The sequence below is a fragment of the Cryobacterium sp. Y57 genome (assembly GCF_002929505.1).
In the GTDB taxonomy this organism is placed as follows: Bacteria; Actinomycetota; Actinomycetes; order Actinomycetales; family Microbacteriaceae; genus Cryobacterium.
Map to the genome: position 1 here is coordinate 170939 of NZ_PJJL01000071.1, position 12886 is coordinate 183824.

The 12886-nt window shown below is 63.4% G+C and carries 16 protein-coding genes; 1 reads left to right on the plus strand and 15 read right to left on the minus strand.

All coding sequences use genetic code 11. The features are described 5' to 3' along the window. Positions 1-36: 36 nt before the first annotated feature. On the plus strand, positions 37-414 hold the full coding sequence (locus tag CXY72_RS14925; protein WP_104128449.1) for an RNA-binding S4 domain-containing protein: 378 nt from the start codon (positions 37-39) through the stop codon (positions 412-414). 32 nt (positions 415-446) lie between these two features. On the opposite strand, the gene csrA is transcribed toward CXY72_RS14925, so the two are convergent. The 15 genes from csrA to CXY72_RS15000 all read right to left on the minus strand — a co-directional run bounded on the left by csrA (position 447) and on the right by CXY72_RS15000 (position 12883). Continuing rightward, positions 447-758, minus strand: a complete 312-nt coding sequence (gene csrA, locus CXY72_RS14930; RefSeq protein WP_104128450.1) for a carbon storage regulator CsrA — start codon at positions 756-758, stop codon at positions 447-449. 9 nt (positions 759-767) lie between these two features. Beyond that, the gene (locus tag CXY72_RS14935) at positions 768-1799 is read right to left on the minus strand and encodes a hypothetical protein (RefSeq protein WP_158252595.1); all 1032 of its coding nucleotides are present in this window, start codon (positions 1797-1799) and stop codon (positions 768-770) included. Next, a complete protein-coding gene (locus CXY72_RS14940; RefSeq protein ID WP_104128452.1) occupies positions 1774-3825 on the minus strand; it encodes a flagellar biosynthesis protein FlhA in 2052 nt (683 codons plus the stop codon). The genes CXY72_RS14935 and CXY72_RS14940 overlap by 26 nt, the downstream gene beginning before the upstream one ends. Further along, entirely contained in the window at positions 3822-4961 is a 1140-nt protein-coding gene (locus CXY72_RS14945) for a flagellar biosynthesis protein FlhB (protein WP_104128453.1), read from the minus strand. Before CXY72_RS14945 ends, CXY72_RS14940 begins: the two co-directional genes overlap by 4 nt. After that, positions 4962-5720, minus strand: a complete 759-nt coding sequence (locus tag CXY72_RS14950; RefSeq protein WP_104128454.1) for a flagellar biosynthetic protein FliR — start codon at positions 5718-5720, stop codon at positions 4962-4964. Between the two features lies 1 nt (position 5721). Continuing rightward, on the minus strand, positions 5722-5997 hold the full coding sequence (gene fliQ / locus CXY72_RS14955; protein WP_104128455.1) for a flagellar biosynthesis protein FliQ: 276 nt from the start codon (positions 5995-5997) through the stop codon (positions 5722-5724). Then, a complete protein-coding gene (gene fliP / locus CXY72_RS14960) occupies positions 5994-6722 on the minus strand; it encodes a flagellar type III secretion system pore protein FliP (protein ID WP_104128604.1) in 729 nt (242 codons plus the stop codon). The genes fliQ and fliP overlap by 4 nt, the downstream gene beginning before the upstream one ends. A gap of 119 nt (positions 6723-6841) precedes the next feature. Next, the gene (locus CXY72_RS14965) at positions 6842-7303 is read right to left on the minus strand and encodes a flagellar biosynthetic protein FliO (RefSeq protein WP_104128456.1); all 462 of its coding nucleotides are present in this window, start codon (positions 7301-7303) and stop codon (positions 6842-6844) included. Then, on the minus strand, positions 7304-8011 hold the full coding sequence (gene fliN, locus CXY72_RS14970; protein WP_104128457.1) for a flagellar motor switch protein FliN: 708 nt from the start codon (positions 8009-8011) through the stop codon (positions 7304-7306). After that, positions 8008-8919, minus strand: coding sequence for a flagellar motor switch protein FliM (locus tag CXY72_RS14975; protein ID WP_104128458.1), 912 nt, complete (start codon positions 8917-8919; stop codon positions 8008-8010). Before CXY72_RS14975 ends, fliN begins: the two co-directional genes overlap by 4 nt. A 72-nt stretch (positions 8920-8991) precedes the next feature. Further along, complete coding sequence (locus CXY72_RS14980; protein ID WP_199184056.1) at positions 8992-9849, minus strand: flagellar motor protein MotB; 858 nt, start codon at positions 9847-9849, stop codon at positions 8992-8994. After that, positions 9846-10712: a motility protein A gene (locus CXY72_RS14985; protein WP_104128459.1), complete on the minus strand. Its 867-nt coding sequence runs from the start codon at positions 10710-10712 to the stop codon at positions 9846-9848. Before CXY72_RS14985 ends, CXY72_RS14980 begins: the two co-directional genes overlap by 4 nt. Then, positions 10712-10945, minus strand: coding sequence for a flagellar FlbD family protein (locus CXY72_RS14990; RefSeq protein WP_104128460.1), 234 nt, complete (start codon positions 10943-10945; stop codon positions 10712-10714). Before CXY72_RS14990 ends, CXY72_RS14985 begins: the two co-directional genes overlap by 1 nt. A 163-nt stretch (positions 10946-11108) precedes the next feature. Next, a complete protein-coding gene (locus CXY72_RS14995) occupies positions 11109-12320 on the minus strand; it encodes a flagellar hook protein FlgE (RefSeq protein WP_104128461.1) in 1212 nt (403 codons plus the stop codon). A gap of 80 nt (positions 12321-12400) precedes the next feature. Next, a complete protein-coding gene (locus tag CXY72_RS15000) occupies positions 12401-12883 on the minus strand; it encodes a flagellar hook capping FlgD N-terminal domain-containing protein (RefSeq protein ID WP_104128462.1) in 483 nt (160 codons plus the stop codon). Between the last annotated feature and the right edge of the window lie 3 nt (positions 12884-12886).

Below are 12886 nucleotides of genomic sequence, written 5' to 3' on the forward strand. Positions count from 1 at the left end.
GCGTTTGATTCGACCTCTTGCTATTACAGTGAACAGATGGAGCTAACGTCTGCCCGCGTCGACAGTTGGAGCTGGGGAGTGCGCCTGTACAAAACCCGCTCGATGGCCACGACCGCCTGTCGTGCCGGACATGTGCGGGTGAACGGCGACAAGGCCAAGGCCGCCCAGGCCCTGCATATCGGCGATGAGGTGCGTGTGCGCTTCGATGGCTTCGACCGGGTGCTGATCGTGTCACGCCTCGTGGTGAAACGGGTGGGAGCCGTTGTGGCCGCCGAATGCTACGTGGATAAGACTCCCCCGCCGCCGCCACGCGAGGAGGTAGCTCTGGTGCCCATGCGCGACCGCGGCGCCGGGCGGCCGACCAAACGTGAACGCCGAGAGATTGATGAGCTGCGCGGGCACGTCAACGAATGACGGATGCTGTAACAGCGGTCGCTGATCGGGTTTCAGGCCTCAGCAGACGGGTTCGGCAGCGAAGGTGTCGCGGTTTCCGGCTGGGGCTGGCTTGACGAGGCTGACTGCAACGCGGAGAGAACGTCAAGCGACTTCTTGATTCGATCTTCCGCTGCAGTGTCGATCTGGGTCGCCGCGAGGTTGGCCTCACTGACCGCGCGCACGACCTCGTCGCGCTGAATTTTCACTCCCCGTGGTGCGTCGATTCCGATGCGCACGCTGTCGCCGCGGGCGTCGAGCACGGTGATGACGATATCGTCACCGATGAGGATCTTTTCCCCCGGTTTGCGTGTCAGAACGAGCATCTTTCCAGCCTACCGTTCGCGCTCACCCGGTTGGGATAACGGCGCGGCCACGCGACGTCCCGTCGGCGCTGCTGCCACCCGTCCGTCCATCCACTCCACCGGCAGGCCCAGGTCGTCGACAGTGGCCGGCGAGGTTGTGAACTGCCGGCCGAGCGCAGCGACTGCGTGCACCTGAATGCTGCTGATCACCATGTTGACCCAGCGGATGGTGTCCTCTGTCTTTCGACTCGCGTCAACGACCACCCAGACCTGGTCCGCACCAATCTCAGTCAGCGCTGCCGCGCGCGCAAGCGCGTCCGAGGCGGGTTCGAGCCCGTACGCGATAAACGTGCTGTGGCCCATTTCTACGCCCTGGGCTCTGGCCAACATGGCGCCGCGCCGGTCGTCCACCCGCTCAGTGCCGTCTTGCCGCAGCGTACCTGAGGTGCGAAGGTCGCCCGCACCGGCCACGCGCAGCATCAGGCGCGCAATCGTGAGGGGGTCGTCCTCGAGCCCGACGATCAAGACCAGATCCCCCGGCTTCGTTAGCGGGGCCGGTGCCGGCGGGCGAGCGAGTGTCGGCGCTGATACAAAAATTGGGGTGATAACGGGTGCCGAATCGAATGCCGCAGCGAGTGCCGGATTCGGAGCTGCTGGTGCTCCCGTGACCGGCTCAGGTTTCGAACCCGCACCGGCGCTGCGGCCGGTGGCGAAGGTGAGTTCGTCCATGAGCCTGGCGAAACCCTCGGACGCCGTCGATAGCTGCGGTGACGCCTGCGTGGGGTGCAGCCTTGATTCAGCCTCGTCGGCGTCGTCGAGCAGCGCCGCTATACCCAGCCGGGCTGAAATATCGAGGCCGCTGTGCGCCGATCTCTTGCGCTCTGCCGGTTCCATCACCTCGACCGTGATCTCATAGTGCTGACGCGCGAAGAATCCGTGGATGCCGCCGACGGTGACCCGCTCCGCGGCGATGATGGTGACATTGGCACCGTGCTCGGCGACGGCGCGTTCCTTCAACTGCCGCAAAGTCGGACCCTCAAGCAGAAATCGTTTCGGCTCCACGCACCACACCCACAGTCTCAATGGTCACGTTCGCCGATGTTACTTCCTGGTATGACAATACCGGCAGGCCACCGGTTTGCGTCGAAATGAGGCGACGGATAGCCGGTCGAAGCGCCGGTGCACACACCAGTACCGCGGTCTGACCGCTCGCCTCGACCCTGGCTACCGAGGTGCGTACCGAGGCGAGTACGTTTTCCAGTCGCGCCGGATCCATCAGAATCTGCGTTCCCTGATCCGAGGGGCGCAGGCCCTCGAGCATGGATTGCTCGAGCGTGGGGTCGATCATGATCACACGCAGCAGCGTGCCATCGAGGTATTGAGCTGTCAATGCCGGGCCGAGGGCCTGGCGAGCGGCCTCAACCAGGCCCTCGGCGTCGTTGGAAGTCTTAGCGCGCAAGGAGAGTGCCTCGTAGATGCGCGGCAGGTCGTTGATCGGGATCTGCTCGACCAGCAGCCCCTGGAGCACCCGCTGAACCTCGGCGAGGGAGAGCAAGCCGGGAATGAGATCGTCGACGGCCGAAGGATTGACCTGTTTGACGCCATCCGTCAACACCCGCACGTCTTCCCGGGTGAGCAGCCGGGCGGCGTTGGTTGTGATGATCGAGGAGAGGTGGGTGACCACGACCGAGACCCGATCTATCACGGTGGCTCCGGTCATTTCGGCGCTGTGCCGCATTTCGCTCGGCACCCACTTTCCGGCCAGTCCGAACACCGGTTCGATCGTGACCTGTCCTGGCAGGGTATCGAGCGCGTCGCCGAGGGCCAGCACCTTGCCGGCGGGGGCTAGGCCACGCCCGTATTCGACACCGGCAATGCGAATGACGTAGGTCGCTGGTGGCAGATCGACGCTGTCGCGGGTGCGCACCGGCGGCACGACCACGCCGAGATCCATGGCGATTTTGCGACGGAGACCGCGTACCCGGGCCAGCAGATCGTCAGAGGCACCGGAGACGAGGTCGACGAGGTCGGGCGAGAGCATGATCTCCAGCGCATGCACGCGCATCTGCTCGATCAGGTCTTCGGTCGTGTCGGTCTTGGGAGCGCTCCGCTCCGAGGCGGTGGTGGCGGCGATACTCGCCTGTTTGGTGACCTCGCCGGCCTTGATGCGTTGGGCGATCAGCATGAGCGCCATCCCGACGATGAGGAAAGGCAGCACCGGCATTCCCGGAATGAGCCCCATCAGCACAGCGGCCGCGCCGGCGATGGTCAGCGCATTGCGCGACTGCATCAGCTGAGCGGATGCCGTCGAACCGATGTCGGTTTCCGCGTTCGAGCGCGTGACGATCATGCCGGTGGAGACGGCCATGAGCAGTGCCGGAATCTGGGTGACGAGGCCGTCGCCGATGGTGAGCAGCGCGTAGGTGTTGACCGCCTCTCCGAGCTCCAGGCCCCGCTGCAGCATGCCGATGGCGATGCCGCCGACCAGGTTGATGATGATGATGATCAGGCCGGCGATCGCGTCACCCTTGACGAACTTGGACGCACCGTCCATGGCGCCGTAGAAGTCTGCTTCGGCCGATACCTCGGCGCGACGGTCCTTGGCTTCGGCGTCGGTGATCAAGCCGGCGTTGAGGTCGGCGTCGATGGCCATCTGCTTGCCCGGCATGGCGTCGAGGGTGAATCGGGCCCCGACCTCGGCCACACGCTCGGCGCCCTTGGTGACGACGACGAACTGGATGACGACGAGAATCATGAAGATGACCGCGCCGATGATGATCGAGCCGCCAACGGCGACATGCCCGAAAGCCTCGATAACCTGGCCGGCATAACCTTCGCCGAGGACCAGTCGCGTGGAGGCCACATTGAGGCCGAGGCGAAACAAGGTCGCGACCAGAAGCAGCGATGGAAAAACCGAGAAATCGAGCGGTTTCTTCACGAACATCGTGGTGAGCAGGGTGACCAGACCCAGCATGATGTTCAGAATGATCAAAACGTCGAGCAGGCCGGCTGGAATGGGCACGACCAACAGCAGGATGATGCCGACCACGCCGACTGGGACGGCAAGCTTGATGAGATTGCGATTCACGAACGGCCTCCGGCAGTCTGCAGTGGTGATGTGGGTGGTGATGATGGCGCGGTCGCCTGCGCGCTCATGGTGTGGGTTCCCGCCGTACTGCCCCGTTTCTGCAGGGCCATGACGAAGGCCAGCACCCTGGCAACGGCGTTATACAGTTCCGTGGGAATCTCGTCCCCGATCTCGCACGCCGCGTGCAGCGCCCGGGCAAGCGTGACATCCTGCACAATGGGCACCTGGTCGGTCTCGGCCTGCACGCGGATACGGGCGGCCACGTGACCGACTCCCTTGGCCACGACGCGCGGCGCGGATTTGCCCGGCTCGTATTTGAGCGCCACGGCCACGTGCGTGGGGTTGACCAGCACGACGTTGGCATCGGCGACCGAAGCGATCATGCGATTGCGACTCATCATCAGCTGGCGGGAGCGACGCTGCGATTTGATCAGGGGGTCACCCTCGGCGGCCTTGTTCTCGTCTAAGACCTCCTTCTTCGTCATCATGGTTTTCTTGCGGTTACGTTTCATGATGACGAAGATGTCGGCGACGGCGAGCACCAGGCCGGCCGCAACGGCTGCCTGCAGCAGTGCGGCCGTGCCGCTGCCGGCGGCACTGAGCAGCTCCGAGACCGGCAGCCCCCCCGCAGTGAGCAACACGGGCATCAGTCCCTGAATCACCCACCACAGTACGATCCCGACGGCGGCCGTCTTGGCGAGCACCTTGACGCCCTCCCACACTGCCTGGGTGCCGAAGACGCGTTTCATGCCGCTGACGACGTTGAACTGCTCGTACTTTCCGGTGAATTTTTTAAAATGGATGCCGCCCTGCAACGCAGCGCCGCCCAGCACGACCACGAGCACCACGATAAAAAACGGTGTCAGGATATCGCTGAGCGACGCCAACCCGTTGGCGAGGGCTTCGACCGCCACGCTTGGGTCGGGACTGTTGGCGAGGGTACGAATGAGATACATCTGGTCGGTACCCGCAACGCTGGCCGCTGCGATCGTGGGCGGCAGCATGAGGCCGGCGGCGCCAACGCCGAGCCAGGCGGTGACATCCTGCGATTTGGACAGCTCACCTTTTTCGCGCACCCTCTTCATGCGTTTCTGGGTGGCCGGTTCAGACTTTTCACCGGAATCAGTTTGGGACAATTACCTCACCCCCATGAGGGCATCGAGGGCTTGCCCGGTGAGTGAGGACACGATGCGCGGCAGGGCCATGAAGACGGTTCCGGCGAGGATCAGCGTGATGAGAATCTTCAGCGGAAAGCCGAGGGCGAAAGCGTTGAGCGCGGGGGCGACCCGGGTGAGGAGGCCGAGGCCGGCATCCGCGAGAAACAGTACGACGAGCAGGGGGCCGGCGATCTGCACGGCAGCGAGGAAAATCTGGGTCGTACCGGCGATGATGGTCTGCGCCGGTGCGGCCAGGGTCAGGCCAGAGCCGAGCGGGATGGCGGTGTAGCTGCGAAACAGGCCGCCGAGCACGAGCTGGTAGGCGCCGGAGGCGAACATCAGCGCAAGGGCCGTCATGTGAAACAAGCGGGTGAACTGGGCACCGTTGATCATCGACTGGGGGTCGAAGCCCTGGGCCATCTGGAACCCGCTGAACATGTCGATGAGACCACCGGCCGACTGCACGGCGGCAAAGACCAGATAAACCAAAAAGCCCAAAGTGGCACCGACCAGAATCTCCAGAATCAGGGCACCGACGAAGCCGGCGGTGTCCTGGGAGACGTAGTCGGCGGTGACCCGCGGCGACACGGCCAGGGCCAGTCCAATGGCGAGCATGGCTTTGATGCGTGCGGGGAATGCGCGATAGGAGAACGGCGGCGCGATGACCAGAAAAGCGATTATGCGCACACCCGCGAGCATGACCGCTTCGATCCAGGCGAAATTGAGGGTGAACTCCACGTCAGCCTCCGCCGAGCAGGGAAGGAATCTTTTCGAACATCTGGTTGGTGAATGTGATCGACTCGGCGATCATCCAATGGCCGCAAATAAGCAGGACCAGGGCGACGGCCACGGCCTTGGGCACGAACGACAGCGTTACTTCCTGAATCTGCGTGATCGATTGCAGCAGCGAGATGGCAAAGCCCACTACGAGGGCGGTGATGAGTACCGGGGCCGACAGTTTGGCAGCGAGAATGAGCGCCTGCAGGCCGATGTCGAGCACGGCATTGGTGTTCATGCGGCCATCTGGTAACTGCCGATGAGGCTCGTGATGATGAGCCCCCAGCCGTCGACGAGCACGAACAGAAGGATCTTGAACGGCAACGAGATCATGACGGGCGGCAGCATCATCATTCCCATCGACATCAGCGCTGCGGAGACGACGATGTCGATCACCAGGAACGGGATGAAGATGACAAACCCGATGATGAACGCGGCACGCAATTCCGAGATCATGAACGCGGGAATGAGTGTCAGCAGGGTGACGTCATCGGGACTGTCCGGGTTCGGTTGATCGGCAGCCCGGGTCATCAGCGCCAGGTCTTCGCCGCGCGTGTTGGCGAGCATGAATTGACGCAGGGGCTCCGAACCCAGATTCAGCGCATCGGTGAAGTTCAGCGAACCGTCGAGGTACGGCTGCAACGCGATGTTGTTGATGTCGGTCAGCACGGGCGCCATGATGAACAGGGACAGGAAAAGGGCCAGTCCGGCGAGCACCTGGTTCGGCGGGATCGACGGGAGCGCGAGGGCGTTGCGGGTCATGGCGAGTACCACGAAGATCTTAGTGAAGCTCGTCATCATCAGCAGCAGTGCCGGTGCGACCGACAACAGGGTAATGCCCAGCAGGGTGACGATCGCCGATGAGGGCGCGCCATTAGGACCATTGATGTCGACGGTGAGGCCACCGCCACCGGGGTCGGTCGGATTGGTCGGATCGGTCGGAGGCGTCGGATCGATCGGCATGGCATGGCTGGCCGTCGCTCCCAGCCAGAGCAGCACCGTCGTGGTCACCACGATGAGAATGATGAAGAGGCCGAGGCGCGCGAAAAAGGCCCGGGAGCCGATTCGAGATGGGGCGGTATTCACCGTCCCTGCCGAAGCAGTGCGGCGGTCTGGCGCCACGTCGACGGCGACAGGATCGATCCGGCCAGCGGAGCGGAGGGGGCGGGCTGCGCTACACGAGCCGCGTCATCCGCTTCAGCTGCGGCCAGGGAACGGGCGAACGCCGTCGCTGGCGCCGATTGCGACCCGCCCAGCACCGAAATGGCGGCGTCAAGGCTCGACACTGTCGCGGGCGCAAGGTACCTCTCGTGCAGCACGGTCACGGTCTGCTCGGTGACGCCGAGAACGAGGCGCGTTCCGTCGACCTCGACGACGACAACAGAGGCCTTCTGTCCGATGGTCTGACGTCCAACGACGGTCACCGGGTTAGCGACACCCAACGCACGCGCTCCGCGCGACAGGCGTCGCTGCAGGAACCAGAGCAGTGCGAGAACCACGCCCAATGACAGGGCGACACGCACCGCAACAATAAGGGTGTCCACTTACGACAGGCCATCCGCTACATCGAGAATCTGGGTGATGCGCACGGCGTAGTCCTGGTCGACGACGACGATTTCGCCGTGGGCAATCAGGCGACCATTGAGCAGAATATCGGCCGGCGCTCCCGCGGAGCGATCCAGCTCGATAACGGCACCCGGTGTGAGCGATAAGACGTCACGCACGGACATGCGGGTACGCCCGATTTCAACCGTCAACGACATTTCAACATTGCTGATACGCCCGAGGTTGCCCAGGGGTGTGCGCTCTAGCGCCGATCCTGGCCCGCCGACAACTCCGTTCTGGCGAACGCGAATGGCAAACCAACCAGTCACTACCCCGCCCGCGCTCAGTTCGAAAACCTCGGTCTCTGCGGCGGCGAACAGTGCTGAGGCGTCTTCGACCCGGGAATCGCCGAGCACGCCGATTCCGAGCACCGCCGAGGCGCTCTCCAGGGCCGGACGGAGAACGTCCCGGCTGGAAACGAGCCGTGAGTTCGCCCCGGCAGCGGCGTCGAGTGACGCGGAGTCGGTGAGCACAACGGCCAGGTCAGCGGATGTCGTCCCCACGAACGAGGCCACCACTGCCGAACCGACGCGCGATGTCAATTCGGCACTGACGACGTGTGGCAATGCCTGTAGCGGTACCGTCGTGGGCAACACGCGAATGAGCGCGTCAACGGCGACTTCGGGAATAGATCGGGTTGAAATCATTGGGCTGTTTCCTCGGTATCAGTGACGATGCAGGCCAGCCGCGAACCGTTGGCCCCGACGGCGGCGCGGGCCAACGACTGGCCGTCAACGGTCAGATTGAGCGGACGATGCTGGGGATGCGGAATGTGGAGAACATCGCCGATCGCCAGCGACAGAATGCGACTGGGCAGTACGTGGGCGGTCTCGAGTCGAAGCGATACGTCCACCGGTACGGCCGCGATCTGGGCCTGCAGAAATTCGGCAGCGTTCGACGTGGTGCTCGTGGGGTTCGCTTCGCCGAGTTGCGGCATCAGTGCTGTGGCGGGAATCGCTACCGTTGCCGTAGCCGTGACCTTTTCCACTCGAATTGCGAACGTCGCGACCACCATGAGGTCGCCGGTTGCCGCAGCTTGCGCGAACTGGGAGTTGTACTGAATGGCCTCGACCCCCATTTCGTCGACGATCAACGGCCCAAAGGAATAACGCAGGTCTTCGAGGCTTTCCGAAATGAGCTTGCGAATCAGAGCCAGCTCGATCTGGGTGAAGTTGCGTTCAGCGAGCACTGGGATGCTGCTGTTGCCGCCGAGCATATGGTTCACCCAGGTGAGGGCCGACGTGGTCGGAAACTGAATGACCGCACGGGCTTCCAGGCCCGCAACCGTGCACAGCACCATAGCGGTCTTCGGCGGTAGCGAACCCGCATACTCGTCGTAGGTGGCCATGAGTACCTGCTCGCAGGTCACCATGCACAGCACGCGTACGCGTGCGGTCAGCTGGGTGCCCCACTGCCGCGCAAAAGTCTCAAATGCCAGTTCCAGAACGCGGGAGTGTTCACGAGCCAGGGTGGTGGGCCGCCGAAAGTCGTAGAGCTCAACACTTCTTGCCGCTTTAGCGAGCGCACTGCTGCTGACCTGATCCTGGACTGTCACGTTGGGACTATCGACCGAAGTGGCTGAAAGGTAAGACGTCTCAGCTAGCGGCTGCGCCGCGTCGGTTTATGGTCAGTTCTCGGCGGCCACGCCGGGAATGAGTGCCCGCACGCTATCCGGCTGATCTGAGAGCAACACGATATCGACCCGGCGATTCTGTGCCATGTCAGCAAGCGTGGAACCGGTGTTCGCCGGCTGGGCCGATCCAAAGGCGACGGCAGATATCAACCCTCCGGCGATGCCGCCCTGCTCGACAAGGCGCCGCAACACCTGGGTAGCCCGGCTTGCCGACAATTCCCAGTCGCTGTCGAAGGTGGCCGATTGGCCGTGTTTGTCGGCATGCCCTTCCACCGAAATTTTCTGCGCGGTCGCCACGAAGGCTGGTGCTGCGGCATCGAGCACCGTGATCGCGGCCGCCGTGAGTTGAGCGCTGTCCGGTGCGAAGAATGTTTCACTGCCCACCAGCCCCAGGGTCAGACCACGGTCGGTGATGTGAAATTCCACCAGGTCGGCTACCCCAGCTTTAGTTAGGTTAGCGGTGACGGCACTCTCGAGCTGATCAAGCTTCATGACCTCCTGCGTGGCGGCTTCGGCGTTTGCCTGTGCCTGGGCCGTCGCCTCGGCCGGATCGAGAGCATCGGCTGAGTGAGTGACTTCCGTGGGTGATTCGCCCTTGTTGTCGACAAGGTCAGCCGGAACAACGACTCCCTCAGCGGTGTCGACCATACCCGCATCCACCGCTCCGAAACCGGTGGCCAGGGAGTTGGCCAGCTGCTCGTATTTGTCCTGGTCGACGGTCGACATGGCGAACAATACGATGAACATACACATAAGCACGGTAACCATGTCCATGTAGGAAGCCATCCACCGTTCGTCCGGGTGAACGTCCTCCTCGTCAACCATTTTGCGGCGCTTAGCCCGCACGCTCATGCTGCTTCGGGAAGGTCTTTGTCCTTCCCCTTGCCTCTGGTCTTGCTCTTCGTCTTGGCGGCCACCCCGGCGGTATCCGCAGCGCCGTCTTTGCCCTTGGCGCCGACTTTCGGCAGCAGCTCGGCGGGAACCATGGCACGCAGGCGTTCTCCGAGCAGTCGCGGCTGACTGCCGGCTTGCACGGCCAGGGCGCCTTCCATGACGAGAGTCATGCGGTCGGCCTCGAGGTCAGCCAAGCGGCGCAGGCGCGAGCCGAGCGGCAGCCAGATGAAGTTGGCCGAGAGCAGGCCCCACAGAGTTGCGACGAAGGCGGCCGCGATCATCGGTCCCAGTGTCGCGGGCGTGTCCAGGTTTTCGAGAACGTGGGTCAACGATACGACCGTACCGATGATGCCAACCGTTGGGGCGTACCCGCCGAGACCGGTGAAGAATTTGGCGGCGTTCCGATTCGATCGAGTCGCCGTCGCGATCTCGTCCTCGAGGAGTATCCTCAGTTCTTCTCCATCGGTGCCGTCGGCGATGTTCTGCAGGGCGCCGCGCAGAAACGGGTCCTTGATCTCGTCGGCTGCCTGATCGAGCGCGAGCAGGCCGGAACTGCGGGCGGTTTCGGCCAGTCCGACGACCTGGTCGATAACGGACTGCGGCGGCGTGGTCCTGCCGAGGAACGCTCCGGGTAGTGCCTTGAAGGCAGACGTGAAGTCCTTGATCGTACCGCCAGCAAGGCCGACCGCAATGGTCGCACCGAAAACCAAAACCATGGGCGCGGGCAGCAGGATGGACATGACAGAAGAATGTTCAAGGGTGATCATGGCGACGAGGGCACCGAAGGCGAGTACCAGGCCGATCAGAGTTGCGGGATCCACTAGATCTTCCTGGGGCCTCGTGGCAGGTCCCCGGCGCTCGGGTCGTAGGCGAGCGCGATGACGTGGGCACGGTAGCCTGCGATTTTCTCGATCACGTCTTCCATGGATTCGGTGACGATGAAGTTGGCGCCGTCGACCATGACCAGGGTGGTGTCCGGGTTGACGTGGATGCGTTCGATCAGGTCCGGGTTAATCGCAAAGTGACTGTCATTCAGCCGCGTAAGTACGATCATGTGCTCATCCTGTCTCGAACGACTCAAGGGAGACGTCATTGTGTACCATCGGCTGCCACGCGGATCATGTTAGCTAGCGCGGCAGGCCAGTTCGTCGGCCGCTTGCGTGCACAAACACCTCTGGCCCCGACAGGTGCGGGGCCAGAGACGTTGCATAGGGCGATTACCGCTTCAGGTTGGTGAGCTCCTGCAAGACCTCGTCTGAGGTGGTGATGATTCGAGCGTTGGCCTGGAAGCCGCGCTGGGCGACGATCAGGTTGGTGAATTCCTGCGACAAATCGACGTTGGACATCTCGAGCGCACCGCTGGTGAGGGAGCCGAGGCCAGCCGCGCCCGGGGTGCCCAGTTCGGCGCCACCAGAATTGAAGGTCGCGCGGTACGCGGAGGAGCCAGCCTTCTCGAGCCCGCCGGGGTTGACGAAGGTGGCCAGGGCTATGCGACCGATAGCCTGCTGTTCGCCGTTGCTGAACAGGCCGATGAGCGTGCCGTCGGCACCGAGCGTGTAGCTGTTGAGCGTGCCAGCCGCGCTGCCGTCGTTGGTGGTGCCGGCAACGGTGGGGAGACCGGCAAAGCCCTTGAGGGCGCTCAGGTCCATGGCGATTCCGTCAACCGTCAGGTTGTTCAAGCTGGTGAAATTACCCGTGGCCTTGCCTTGCGCGTCGACCTCAGCGGTGAGCTGCAGCGGTGTTGGCGTCGTGCCCCCTGCCGCGGGTGTTTGGCCGACGGTCCAGCCGTCAACGCCGGGCGCGCCGGTACGGGTGAACGTCAGTGACACCGTTCGGGAATTTCCGAGGTCATCGTAGACATCGACGGTGCGCACAAGGGACTCTTCAGGCAGGGAATCCGCTGGCAGGTTTCCGGTGAAGGTCGCGCTTTGTGACCTTACCGCGGGAACAATCGCGCCGACGGGTAGCGTGATGTTGCTGACCGCTCCGCCAGCGTTGACGACGCCGTTGACGGCGCCCCAACCCTGTACGATCGCGCCGTCGGGCGAGACCAGTCGGCCGGCCGAGTCGAAATTGAAAGAACCGGCGCGGGTGTAGAGGCTTTCACCGCCGAGAGACGTGATGAAGAAGCCATCGCCGGAAATCATAAGGTCGGTAGTCTTGCCGGTGGATTGCGCGGAGCCCTGGGCGAAATTCGTGGAGATTCCAGCGACCTGCACACCGAGGCCGACCTGGGCTGGGTTGGTACCACCGGTGGTGGCCGTGGCGCCGCCGGCGGCCTCGGTCAGCTGCGACAGGGTGTCCTGGAACTGAGTGGCAGACGCCTTGAACGCCGTCGTGTTGACGTTGGCGATGTTGTTGCCGGTCACGTCGAGCATGGTCTGGTGTGAACGAAGGCCAGAGATACCGGAGTAAAGAGAACGAAGCATGAGATGCAAGCCTTTCGTGAAAGAAGGAGTACGTGGTGAAGTTGGTGAAGTGGCGGGATCGCTGGGCTTGGGGTCGGGGGTCAGGCCGCGGTGGTCGACTCCGCGGGGTCTGGAGCGACGGCGGTGTCGTCGGTGTCCGTGGGGCTGGTCACGCCGGAGATGACGTCGAGGGCCACCGGTTCACCGTTGACGGTGACCGTGGGAACGGGGCCGGCGAACGATACCGACGAAGCGAGCCCCGTGATTTCGACGCCGTCGGCGTCGGTATAGGTGACCGTCTCCCCCACCAAGGCTGTCGCCGAGGTGCGCATCTGTAGGGAGAAGCCCTCCTCGCTCGCGGTGGCCATTTCGGTGAGCTTTTCCATCATGGCGAGCTGGGTAGTCTGGGCGATCATCGCGTTGGTATCCATCGGAGAGCTGGGATCCTGGTTTTGCAACTGCTTCACCAGAAGCGACATGAACACCTCCGAGTCCATGGACTGTTTGGGGGTGCGCGTCGTGGTTGTAGACGAGTACATTCCGGTCGGAGCGGCGGCAGTGGCCGCCAGGGCGTCGATAGTCACGGT

What these genes read in the sequence shown, in the direction of transcription:
- CXY72_RS14925 (WP_104128449.1), top strand. Translation starts at nt 37, where the DNA reads ATGGAGCTAACGTCTGCCCGCGTCGACAGTTGGAGCTGGGGAGTGCGC.
- csrA (WP_104128450.1), bottom strand. Translation starts at nt 758, where the DNA reads ATGCTCGTTCTGACACGCAAACCGGGGGAAAAGATCCTCATCGGTGAC.
- fliQ (WP_104128455.1), bottom strand. Translation starts at nt 5,997, where the DNA reads ATGAACACCAATGCCGTGCTCGACATCGGCCTGCAGGCGCTCATTCTC.
- fliP (WP_104128604.1), bottom strand. Translation starts at nt 6,722, where the DNA reads ATGCCGATCGATCCGACGCCTCCGACCGATCCGACCAATCCGACCGAC.
- fliN (WP_104128457.1), bottom strand. Translation starts at nt 8,011, where the DNA reads ATGATTTCAACCCGATCTATTCCCGAAGTCGCCGTTGACGCGCTCATT.
- CXY72_RS14980 (WP_199184056.1), bottom strand. Translation starts at nt 9,849, where the DNA reads ATGAGCGTGCGGGCTAAGCGCCGCAAAATGGTTGACGAGGAGGACGTT.
- CXY72_RS14990 (WP_104128460.1), bottom strand. Translation starts at nt 10,945, where the DNA reads ATGATCGTACTTACGCGGCTGAATGACAGTCACTTTGCGATTAACCCG.
- CXY72_RS14995 (WP_104128461.1), bottom strand. Translation starts at nt 12,320, where the DNA reads ATGCTTCGTTCTCTTTACTCCGGTATCTCTGGCCTTCGTTCACACCAG.